Origin of the sequence: Marivita hallyeonensis, assembly GCF_900129875.1 — a bacterium.
In the GTDB taxonomy this organism is placed as follows: domain Bacteria; phylum Pseudomonadota; class Alphaproteobacteria; order Rhodobacterales; family Rhodobacteraceae; genus Marivita; species Marivita hallyeonensis.
The window spans coordinates 748,642-759,127 of record NZ_FQXC01000002.1 but is presented as its reverse complement, the minus strand read 5'-3'; the positions used below and the strand labels follow the sequence as shown (position 1 = coordinate 759,127).

9 protein-coding genes are annotated in these 10,486 nt (G+C 61.8%); all 9 read right to left on the bottom strand.

The window, feature by feature from the left end:
* Positions 1–2 precede the first annotated feature (2 nt).
* Positions 3–1,688, bottom strand: a complete 1,686-nt coding sequence (locus BUA42_RS09405) for an ABC transporter ATP-binding protein (protein ID WP_072777415.1) — start codon at positions 1,686–1,688, stop codon at positions 3–5.
* A 6-nt stretch (positions 1,689–1,694) separates the two neighbouring features.
* Positions 1,695–2,771 (bottom strand): ABC transporter permease, encoded by a 1,077-nt coding sequence (locus tag BUA42_RS09400; protein ID WP_072777414.1) that lies wholly within the window; start codon positions 2,769–2,771, stop codon positions 1,695–1,697.
* 96 nt (positions 2,772–2,867) lie between these two features.
* Positions 2,868–4,229: a CmpA/NrtA family ABC transporter substrate-binding protein gene (locus BUA42_RS09395; protein ID WP_072777413.1), complete on the bottom strand. Its 1,362-nt coding sequence runs from the start codon at positions 4,227–4,229 to the stop codon at positions 2,868–2,870.
* Positions 4,230–4,491: 262 nt separating this feature from the next.
* Positions 4,492–5,667 carry a CmpA/NrtA family ABC transporter substrate-binding protein gene (locus BUA42_RS09385; protein WP_072777411.1) on the bottom strand — a complete coding sequence of 392 codons (1,176 nt, stop codon included), beginning with the start codon at positions 5,665–5,667 and terminating at the stop codon, positions 4,492–4,494.
* A complete protein-coding gene (locus tag BUA42_RS09380; protein WP_072777410.1) occupies positions 5,664–6,248 on the bottom strand; it encodes an ANTAR domain-containing response regulator in 585 nt (194 codons plus the stop codon). Before BUA42_RS09380 ends, BUA42_RS09385 begins: the two co-directional genes overlap by 4 nt.
* A gap of 122 nt (positions 6,249–6,370) precedes the next feature.
* The gene (locus BUA42_RS09375) at positions 6,371–6,814 is read right to left on the bottom strand and encodes an RbsD/FucU family protein (protein ID WP_072777409.1); all 444 of its coding nucleotides are present in this window, start codon (positions 6,812–6,814) and stop codon (positions 6,371–6,373) included.
* 58 nt (positions 6,815–6,872) lie between these two features.
* Positions 6,873–7,913: a substrate-binding domain-containing protein gene (locus BUA42_RS09370; RefSeq protein ID WP_072777408.1), complete on the bottom strand. Its 1,041-nt coding sequence runs from the start codon at positions 7,911–7,913 to the stop codon at positions 6,873–6,875.
* A gap of 26 nt (positions 7,914–7,939) precedes the next feature.
* Positions 7,940–8,950 carry an ABC transporter permease gene (locus tag BUA42_RS09365; protein ID WP_072777407.1) on the bottom strand — a complete coding sequence of 337 codons (1,011 nt, stop codon included), beginning with the start codon at positions 8,948–8,950 and terminating at the stop codon, positions 7,940–7,942.
* Positions 8,947–10,464 carry a sugar ABC transporter ATP-binding protein gene (locus BUA42_RS09360; protein ID WP_072777406.1) on the bottom strand — a complete coding sequence of 506 codons (1,518 nt, stop codon included), beginning with the start codon at positions 10,462–10,464 and terminating at the stop codon, positions 8,947–8,949. Before BUA42_RS09360 ends, BUA42_RS09365 begins: the two co-directional genes overlap by 4 nt.
* Between the last annotated feature and the right edge of the window lie 22 nt (positions 10,465–10,486).

Below are 10,486 nucleotides of genomic sequence, written 5' to 3'. Positions count from 1 at the left end.
TTTTACTCCGCTGCCATCGGCGCAGGGGCCGGAGCTTTGGGTTTCGGTTTCGCGCCGTGCTCGTATTCCTCAAGGAAATCGAGTACTTCTTGGCGGTAGTTGTAGTAATCCGGGTGTTCGAGAAGCGCCTTGCGAGTCCGGGGGCGTGGCAGGTCGACCGACGTGATCTTGCCGATCGTGGCCTGCGGGCCGTTGGTCATCATGACCACGCGGTCGGCCAACAGGATGGCCTCGTCCACGTCATGAGTCACGCAGATGGCCGTCACCTTGGTGCGCGACCAGACTTCCATGAGAACCTCCTGAAGCTCCCAGCGGGTCAGGCTGTCGAGCATGCCGAAAGGTTCATCCAGCAGCAGGAGCTTTGGCGACAGGGCGAACGCCCGGGCGATGCCGACACGCTGCTTCATGCCGTTCGACAAGTCAGCCGCGGATTTGTCCATCGCGTCGCCGAGCCCCACGCGTTCGAGGTAGTATTCGACCACGTCCTGCCGTTCGGCCTGGCTGGCCTTCGGGTAGACCTTGTCCACGCCAATCGCCACGTTCTCTTTTGCGGTGAGCCACGGAAAGAGGTTCGGCGACTGGAAAACGACCGCGCGTTCCGGGTCGGCGCCCTCGACGTGGCGACCGTCCAGCTTGATCGCACCTTCCGAGATTTCATTCAGTCCGGCGGCCATGGTCAGGACCGTGGATTTCCCACAGCCGGAGTGGCCGATCAGCGAGATGAACTCGCCGCGGTCGATCTTGAGGTCGAAATTCTCGACCACGGTAAGCGGACCTTTCGGTGTCGGGTAGACCTTGTGAAGCTGGCTGAAGTCGAGGAACCGGTTCTCGATCATACCTTCCTGCGCCTTTGCCACCGCAGTCGGGACGCCGTGGATGGGTGTCACGTTCGGGAGGATCTTGCTGCCTTCGACCCGCGCTTCGATCCCAACATCCATCAGATACTTGGTCACATCCTTGCGCAGGGCCTTGAACGTCTCGTTCGTGTTCATCGCGATGCGATCGCGCGGGCGGGGGATGGTGACCTTGAATTCATCACCCAAGGTGCCGTCCGGGTTCAGCGCGATGATGCGGTCGGCGAGGATAATGGCCTCGTCCACATCGTTGGTGATGAGGACACAGGTCTTTTTGTCCTCTTCCCAGATTTGCTCGATCTCGTCCGCGAGGTTGGCACGCGTGAGGGCGTCGAGTGCCGACAGCGGCTCGTCAAGAAGCAGTACTTCTGGGTTCATCGCCAGGGCACGAGCGACGTTCACCCGTTGGCGCATGCCGCCGGACAGCTCTGCCGGGCGACGTGTGGTGGCGTGGCTGAGACCCACCATCTTGACATAGTGGTCGACCTTCGCGCTGCGCTCGGCAGCGCTGAGGCCGGGAAAGATCGCATCAACGGCAAGGCCGACATTTCCGTTCACGGTCAGCCACGGCATGAGCGAATAGCTCTGGAAAATCACGCCGCGTTCGGGACCGGGTTCCGTGACAGGCGCGCCCTTGAAGGTGACCTCCCCGGTGGTCGGGGTATCAAGGCCGGCCATCAGGTTGATCAGCGTGGTCTTGCCGGTGCCGGAGAAGCCGAGGAGGACAAGGAACTCGCCCTCTTCGACATCGAGATTGATGTCTTTCAGAACCTGCGTCTGACTGGTGCCGACGCCGTAACTTTTCGAGACATTTTTGAAGGACAGAATGCTCATCTGAGATCACCGATTGTTCGAGAAGGTGAAGAGCGACTGCAGGGCGTACATCACGCGGTCCAAGAGGAAGCCGATGATGCCGATGGTGAGCACAGCCACCATGATCTTGGCGAGTGAGGAAGACGATCCGTTCTGAAACTCGTCCCACACAAACTTGCCGAGGCCCGGGTTCTGCGCGAGCATCTCTGCCGCGATGAGCACCATCCAGCCAACGCCCAACGACAGGCGCAAACCGGTGAAGATGAGCGGCAGCGCCGACGGAAGGACCAGCTTCGTGATCTTGGTATAGGTGTTCATTTTCAACACCTTGGAGACGTTGATCAGGTCCTTGTCGATGGAAGCCACGCCAAGCGCGGTGTTGATCAGCGTCGGCCAGAGCGAGCAGAGCGTCACAGTGACCGCGGAGATGACAAAGCTTTTGGCAAATAATCCGCCTTCGGCTGCTGCCAGGGCCGAGACGACCATCGTCACAATCGGCAGCCATGCAAGTGGTGAGACCGGTTTGAAGATTTGGATCAACGGGTTGAGCGCTGCGTTGGCGGTCGGTGACAGACCGGCGGCGATGCCCAGCGGCACGGCGACAACCGTCGCGATCAGGAAGCCGAAGAACACGGTTTGGATCGACGTCCAAATCTGCTGGTAGTAGGTCGGCGCGCCTGTATAGGCGCGTTCGCGCGGTTCCTGCCCGTTGGCGATGCGGCGTTCGTTCAGTTCTGCGACCTTCGCTTCGAAATCGGCCTTCTTCGCCGCTTTGTCGAGCGCGTCTTCATGCAGGTTTACCGCTTCTTCCCAGACCTGCGCTGGTCCGGGGACCGCGCCGAGCGAGGTTTGCACTTTCGGTGCGAGGGTGGCCCAAAGCATGAGGAAGGCGCAGATGGCGAGGATCGGAACGATCAGCAGGCGCCAGATTTCCTTGACCTGCGCTTGCGGGTTGTCCCCGGCGGCGGCTTTCAGGATGGGGGTGAGCCAACTCAGACCCAGAACCTGGAACCATTTGTCGGCAGCATTGATGCGTGTGAACAGACGGGCTTTGCGCGCTTCGCGGTCTGCAACGTCAGAGAAATTCGGATCGACGGTTGTCATCGGGTCGCGTCCTTAATGGATGGGCTGGCGCGCTCATCGCTCGTGATCGAGCTCTTTGCGAAGAGAGCCGAAAGGCTCGATGAGCGCGCGGCCGTGTCAGCCTTGGATTTCGTTTCCAACGACGATCTGCTCACCTTTCAGACCAATCGGCAGGCTTTCGAGGTAGGCGTTCGGGGACCGGCCGTCGTAGGGAATCCCGTCGATGATGTCCTCTGCGGGCGTGGCGGCTTTGTAACCGTCGCTGTCCCACGGGAAGTCTGCTTCGTTTGCCAGTCCCTCGTCGACCAGGGCGCGTGCGGCGTCCAGGTAGATGTCCGGCTTGTAGACCGACTTCGCGATCTCGTCGTACCAGCTATCCGGCTTGGGCTCTGCGATCTGACCCCAGCGGCGCATCTGGGTCAGGTACCAGACGGCGTCCGAATAGAACGGGTAGGTCGCGTTGTAGCGGAAGAAAACGTTGAAGTCGGGGATATCGCGTTTGTCGCCCTTTTCGAACTCGAAAAAGCCCGTCATGGAGTTGGCGATGACGTCGTAATCGGCGCCCACATATTCGGGGCGGGACAGGATCTCCACCGCTTCGGGGCGGTTGGCGTTGTCGTTTTCATCGAGCCACATCGCTGCGCGGATCAGCGCCTTGACGACGGCCTTTGTGGTGTTCGGATTTTCATCCGCGAATTCTTTGGTAATTCCAAAGACTTTCTCGGGATTGTTCTTCCAAAGTTGATAATCGGTGATGACCGGCACGCCGATGCCCTTAAACACGGCCTGCTGGTTCCACGGTTCACCGACGCAGTAGCCGTGGATGGTTCCGGCTTCGAGTGTCGCAGGCATCTGTGGCGGCGGGGTTACGGAGAGGAACACGTCCGCACCGATCTGGCCGGAGATGTTCTCGGGCGAGTAATAACCCGGCTCCAGACCACCGGCGGCCAGCCAGTAGCGCAGTTCGTAGTTGTGGGTGGACACCGGAAACACCATGCCCATGTTGAACGGCTCGCCGCGCGCCTGGAAATCTTCGACCACCGGCTTCAGAGCGGCTGCGCTGATCGGGTGTTGCGGACGACCGTCTTCCATCGAGGGGATATGCGGGCGCATCTGTTCCCAGATTTCGTTCGACACGGTGATGCCGTTGCCGTTCAGATCCATCGAGAAGGGCGTGATAATGTGGGCTTCCGTCCCGTAGCCAATGGTCGCCGCAAGCGGTTGTCCCGCAAGCATGTGAGCACCGTCAAGCTGCCCGCCGATCACACCGTCCAGAAGCACCTTCCAGTTCGCCTGTGCCTCAAGCGTGACGAACAGGCCTTCGTCAAGGAAGTAGCCCTGTTCATAAGCAACGGCCAAAGGCGCCATATCGGTCAGTTTGATGAAGCCGAAGGTCAGCTCGTCCTTTTCGAGATCCTGCGCAAGCAGCGGGGAAGAGAGCGCGGTGGTGGCAGCAAGAGCCGCGATCAAGCGTATCATGGGAGATGTCTCCTACGTGTGGTGGCCGGGGAGGGCCGGAAAAACAAAAAAGCCGCTGACACACCCTGTCGATCAGACAGAGGGTCGAGCGGCTTTGCTCAGGATGTTCCCGTTCAGTGGGAAAATTCGGATCGGAGACGCCATTGCCTTCGATGAGGGAGATGTATCCAACGGCTCTGCGCTGCGGCAATGAAAATCTGATGAATTACGACCATCGTGCTGCGTTGCAGCATGGGTAGACGTGAAAGTGATTATTTTTTGGTCAGCTTTTCGCGGACGGATCAAAAATGCGTCCGTCGAAGAAGCGGTCGGGATGCAGAATCAACCGTCCGGTTTCCGACGCCACCGCTGTCGCGTGAGCCAGAGAGCCCTCCAGCTTCTCCGACGCGCCGGGCATGTCAGATGTCGTTTGGCTCAATTCCTGCCGGTATAGATCAGACCTGAAGACCGAGCCCGCCGCGCGCATTGCTTCACCCACGTCGAACCCGCTGCGCTGAGCCATACGCGCGCCGATCCATTTCGCCTGACTGCGCCACGGGAAATTGGCGGCACCCGCATTGAACTCCAGCAGATCGTCAACCTGGCGCTGGTCTCCGTTGCTGGAAATGGTCAATCGCCCAGACAAAGCCCTGTCGATCAGCTCGGACGATACGTCGAGATATTCCTTTCGGGACAACAATGTCGCTGCAGCGGTGCGGCTTTCCGGCAAGGACAACCAGCGCCCGGCTTTGAAGGTGGCGCGCATCAGGCGACCGAGGAGATGCGGTTCGGTCTCGGCCCAATCCGACCGCACGGCCAGCACCTTTTCCGGTGCAAAGGCCCAAATGGACTTCGCAGGCAAGAGGAGTGCCCCGGCACCGGACTCCACGGTGACCGAGCCCCATGGTTCGCCCACGCAGAAAGCGTCGATCTCACCGGCAGCCATCGCCTGTGCCATCAGTGGCGGAGGTACCACGCGGATGGTGACGTCCAATCCGGCAAGTGGCGTATTCTCGAACCAGTAGTGCAACAGCTCGACATGCATGGAGAACGGGAACGGGACGCCGACGGTCAGTCTGTCGTCGATCACAGAGGCCAAGGCGGCCCCTGCATGGGCGGCGTCATCGAAGCTGAAGTCGTGCCCCGCGCTGCGCAGTTTGTCTTCGAGTGGGCGACCGACCCCGATGACGTTGCCGTTCACAGATGTGACCGACACGGCGGACAGGGCCGTCCGGACACCGCCCAGCCCTAGCGCCATCGCCACCGGGACGGGGGACAGCATGTGGGCTGCATCGACGCGGCCGAAAGCGAGCATGTCACGAACGGATGACCATGACGGTGCCGCGATCAGATCGAGCGACAACCCCTCCGCTTCGGCAAATCCCAGGTCTTGCGCCACGATCAACGGCGCGGCATCGACCAAAGGCATGTAGGCGACAGGGAGAGTGACGGTCTTCACGACAGTAACCCAGAGGCCGTGACCAAAGCCTCGGCCACATCGGCCACCTTGCGCCCCTGGTCCATCGCGGTTTTGCGCAGCATGGCATAGGCTTCTTCCTCGCCCACGCCGCGCGCTTTCATCAAAACGCCTTTGGCGCGGTCGATCACCTTGCGTTCTTCCAGCGCGCGTCGCGTCTCGGCCAGTTCGGTGCGCATCTGGCGCACCATCTGGAAGCGCGCGATGGCGGCGTCCATGATCGGTTTCAGGCGTTCGGCCTTCAGCCCGTCAACGACATAGGCGGACACACCCGCCTCAATCGCGGCGGTCGCCAATCCACCTGCCGCGCCAGAGACGAACATCGCGACGGGGCGCTCCAACGGTCCGGATGCCAGTGTCAGCTCTTCGAGCATGTCACGGGTCGGATTGTCGATGTCGATCAGAACCACATCCGGTTCATGCGCCGCGATCTGGCGCGCAAGACCCGACACGTTGCCGATGACGAAAACGTCGCAGTCCTCGGATGCCTTGAGCGCATCGACAATCGCAATCGCGCGATCCCGATCCTCTTCCACCACCACAACTGTAAGCCGGTCTGCCATGCCGCGCAGTTTTGCGACGGTGTTTTGTGCGCGGCAAGGCAAACTGGCTCAGTGCGACAGTGTTTCAGTCGCAGGATGACCGAGAGCGGCCAATTGCCTGTTTTTGCATCACTTCCGATGCTTTAGAAGATCACGCCCTTGCGCAGGATGAAGCAGCCGAAGGGGCGGTCCTCGGAGCACTGCACCACGGCAAAGCTGTGGCCCGCACGGCGATAGAAAGCCTGCCGTTCAAGGCTTGCGAGGATGCCGCCCTCGGGCAGTCGCGGACCCAGAAGCTCCCACACGGCAGTATGGGCATCCGACAGGGTGTCGGGTTCGCCGTCGATCTCCATCCGCAGCACGGAATGGGTGTGAAAGGTATCAAGCGGCATAAGCGTCGTGATGAGGTCGGCGACGTGCACTGCGTCATGGCCGGGATACTGGATCACCTGCGTCTCGATGCAGCCAGCGGCGGACCATGTCGCCGGGTAGTTGCGGTCGGCAATGACGATCTCGTCGCCATGCCCCATCAGGGCCAGGGTCGAGAGAAGCTCGGGGGTGACGCGCGGGTCAATTCCGATCAGCATATGCGGTCTCCGTCAGGCGGTGCCCGATCCCGCATGGGCGGAACCGGGCGGTGTAAGGTCAGCGCGGCGGCAGCGGCATCCAGTCGGCCATCGCCACATCGGCATGCTGGAACTGGGGCATCTTCGAACCGAGGTCCTCCATGTTGCGGATGTCCTCATCATTCAGGAAAGCCTGCGTGATGAGCGTCGGCGGCACGATCACCGACGCGCCGGGGTCTTCGCCCGCCAGCATCAGCGCGAGCGCGCGGACCGAGACCTCCCCGACCACGGCCGGGTTGGTGGCGACGGTGGCTTTCCATCCACTTCCGGCCTCGCGCATGAGCGCAATGTCGGCTGTCGAGATGTCGGCGGAATAGATGCTCAGATCGCCGCCGATGCCGAGCTCGTCTGCCGCGATCTTTACGCCCTTGGCGAACTCATTATAGGGCGCGAAGAAGACGCTGATATTCGGGTTCGCTTGCAGCGCCGCGCGTGCCTGATTGGCGTTCGAGTTGGCAATCGGATTGTCGAGCGTGCCGATACGGGCCGCTTCGGTGATGCCCGGGTTGGCCTCTTTCACCTCTTCCCACGCGACGTGGCGACGGTCGAGCGGCGCGATGCCCGGAACGTAGACATAGCCAGCCGCGAAGCTGTCGCCGTTGTCTTCTATCGCCTGTTCAAGCGCGAGTTTGCCGAGCAAGTAGTCGGACTGTTCGATCTGCGGGATGGCCTCGTTTTCGACATTCACGTCAAAGGCGACGACCTTGATGCCCGCATCGACGGCGCGTTGGGCAGCTTCGCGCATCGACTCGGTCAGACCGTGCTGGATGACGATCCCGTCCACGCCCAAGGCGATGGCCTGATCGACCATGTCGGCCTGCAGCGCGGCATCCTGTCGGCTGTCGAAGACCCGCAGGTTCACACCAAGCGCCGCGGCCTGATTTTCGACCCCGGACAGGTAGGCCTGAAAGAAGTCGCCCGTGGACAGGTATCGCACCAGCGCGATGGTCACGTCGCCGGGATTGTCGAGCGGGGCAGGGGCCTCTTGCGCCGCCGCCGCGCCTGCGCCAAGCGCGAGGCTTGTCGCGCTGGCCAGGGCCATGAAGTGACGTCTCAGCATGTTGATATCCTCCCTATCGCTGATTGTCAGTGTCCCGCGCCCGTGCGGCGCGAGGACAGGTAGAAGGTGAAGACAAGGGCGGCGACAAGCACCGCGCCCTTGACGAAATCCTGAGTGTAGTAGGGCGCGTTCATCATCGTCATGCCTTGCAGAAGGATGCCGACGAAGAGCGCACCGATGGCGGTGCCGAAGGCATTGGGTCGTGCGGCACCAAGCACCGCAAAGCCGATTAGCGCGGCGGCGACGCTGTCGAGAAGAAGGTTGTTCCCGCTGGCAATGTCGCCCCGTCCAAGGCGCGCGGCCAGCAGGATACCCCCGATGGATGCGGTGACACCCGAAATCATGTAGGCCGCGATCTTGTAGGCGTTGACGGGTGTGCCCACGAGGCTTGCCGCTCGTGCATTCGATCCGATGGCGTACATCAGCCGACCGTGCCGGGTGAAGCCGAGGAAGAGCCAGATCAGGACCGCGATGCCGATGAAGATCACAACCGGCATCGGTAGGAGGCGTTCGATGAAAAGATCAAACCGGTGGCGACCCAACCACAGGAAAGCGGCAGAGAATGTGCCCTCGGCCACTGTGCCGTCGTTCAGCGTCATGCCAGTAGCAATGGAATTGCCCTGGGTCGGGATGCGTTGCAGACCGATAAGCAGGAACATCATGCCCAGCGTGGCCAGCAGGTCCGGCACCCTGAACTTCACGATCAGCAGCCCGTTGATGAAGCCCACAAGCGCCCCCATGCCGAGGCAGAGCGCTACGGCAACGATTGCGGAGTGTTCGAGGATCACCATGGAATAGGCCGACAGCATCAGCGCAGATGTGGCCACGGCTCCGATGGACAGGTCGAAGCCGCCAACCACGAGCGTGCAGGTCACACCAAGCGCGAGGATGCCGGTGATGGCCACCGATTGCAGGACAAAAGCGGCGGAAAGCGGCCCGAAGAACCCGGGCGCGGCGAGGCTGAAATAGACGATCAGACCGACGAGCAGGATGAGAAATCCATAGCGAATGGCGAAGTCGAGAAGGCGGTCGTTCATGGTTGTGCGCCCGTCGTCGGGATGTCGGACCCCGAGATGTCGGCGACCAGCGCCGCAAGGTCGATATTCTGGTTCCGGTGCTCCCCGACGATGGCGTTTTCGTGCAGCACGACGATACGGTCCGCGATCTCCAGCGCCTCATCGATCTCGGCGAGGAAGACCAGAGTCGCCCGTCCTTGGGCCGTGGCCCGGATGTGGCGTCCGATATCGCGGCGCGCGCCGATATCGACGCCCTGAAACGGCTCGTCGAGCAAGAGCACCTTGGCCTGCTCCAGCAGCCAACGGGCGATCATGACCTTCTGCTGGTTGCCGCCGGACAGCGTGCCGATGCTGTCTGTCACCGTCTGGCAGACGATGCCAAGCTGGTCGACCATCGCTTGAGTGCGGCCGCGTTGTCGGCGCGCGTCGAGAAAGGACCCGACGCTGAGGCTTTTGAGGAAGGGCAGGGTCATGTTGTCGGCGATGCCGAAATCGGGGACCACGGCGTTGGTGCCGCGATCCTTTGGCGACAGGAACACACCTTGCGCGATGGCGTCCTCTACCGATCTTGGCGAATATGCAGCGCCGCTGATGCGCATGGTCCCCGCCGCGGGGCCGGCCATGCCGAACAGGATTTCCGCCAGACGGCTCTTGCCGCTGCCGAGAAGGCCCACAAGAGCGACGACCTCACCATCGCGCGCCTCCAGGTTGATGGGCGCAGCGCCGCTGTGTAGCCGCAGGTCCGACAGTTCCAGCACCGGCGTTGTTCCGTCTTGCACGGTAACGTCCACCTCTGTCATCCGGTGGCCCAACATGGCGGTCACTGCGGCTTCGTAATCGAGAGGCGCGGTCTCGAACAGGCCCGATATCGCGCCATCGCGCATCACGACGATCCGGTCGGCAAGACGGCGGATGTCCGACATGCGATGCGAAATATAGAGGATCGCCACGCCCTGGTCGCGCAACCGGTCTATCAGCGCGAAGAGCCGGTCGGCTTCGGTAGCGGACAAAGACGAAGTTGGCTCATCGAGGATCAGGACCTTCGGCGCACGCGCCATGGCCCGGGCAATGGCGATCATCTGCCGGTCGGCGACCGCGAGGTCCGACACGCGCGCCTTGAGGTTCACGTCGATGCCCATGGCTGCGGCGACCTTGGCAGCTTCTTCGCGAAGCTGCGTTTCCCGGACAAAGAGCCCGTGGCCGCGTTCGACCAACCGGTCGAGCATCAGGTTATTGGCAACGTCCAGATCCGGGATCACACCGTCATCAATCGACTGATGCACGGTAACGACGCCTTTTCGGATGGCATCGGCGGCGTCATGTGGTGTGAAGCGGTCTCCGGCCAGCGTCATCGTGCCGCCATCCGCCGGGTGGTGGCCGCAGATCACTTTTACAAGCGTGGATTTTCCGGCGCCGTTCGCCCCCATGAGAACGGTCACCGACCCCGGTGTCAAAGACAGGTCGATGCCGCGCAGAACGTGATTCTTGCCGAACGATTTCTGCAAATCGCGTACGGAAAGCGCGTCGCCAGCCACCCCTGTCCTCCCTCTTGGTGAC

Bases quoted from the DNA above. Each gene is read 5' to 3' on its own strand.
- BUA42_RS09395 (WP_072777413.1), bottom strand. From the start codon at position 4,229: ATGATACGCTTGATCGCGGCTCTTGCTGCCACCACCGCGCTCTCTTCC.
- BUA42_RS09400 (WP_072777414.1), bottom strand. From the start codon at position 2,771: ATGACAACCGTCGATCCGAATTTCTCTGACGTTGCAGACCGCGAAGCG.
- BUA42_RS09375 (WP_072777409.1), bottom strand. From the start codon at position 6,814: ATGCTGATCGGAATTGACCCGCGCGTCACCCCCGAGCTTCTCTCGACC.
- BUA42_RS09405 (WP_072777415.1), bottom strand. From the start codon at position 1,688: ATGAGCATTCTGTCCTTCAAAAATGTCTCGAAAAGTTACGGCGTCGGC.
- BUA42_RS09380 (WP_072777410.1), bottom strand. From the start codon at position 6,248: ATGGCAGACCGGCTTACAGTTGTGGTGGTGGAAGAGGATCGGGATCGC.
- BUA42_RS09370 (WP_072777408.1), bottom strand. From the start codon at position 7,913: ATGCTGAGACGTCACTTCATGGCCCTGGCCAGCGCGACAAGCCTCGCG.
- BUA42_RS09365 (WP_072777407.1), bottom strand. From the start codon at position 8,950: ATGAACGACCGCCTTCTCGACTTCGCCATTCGCTATGGATTTCTCATC.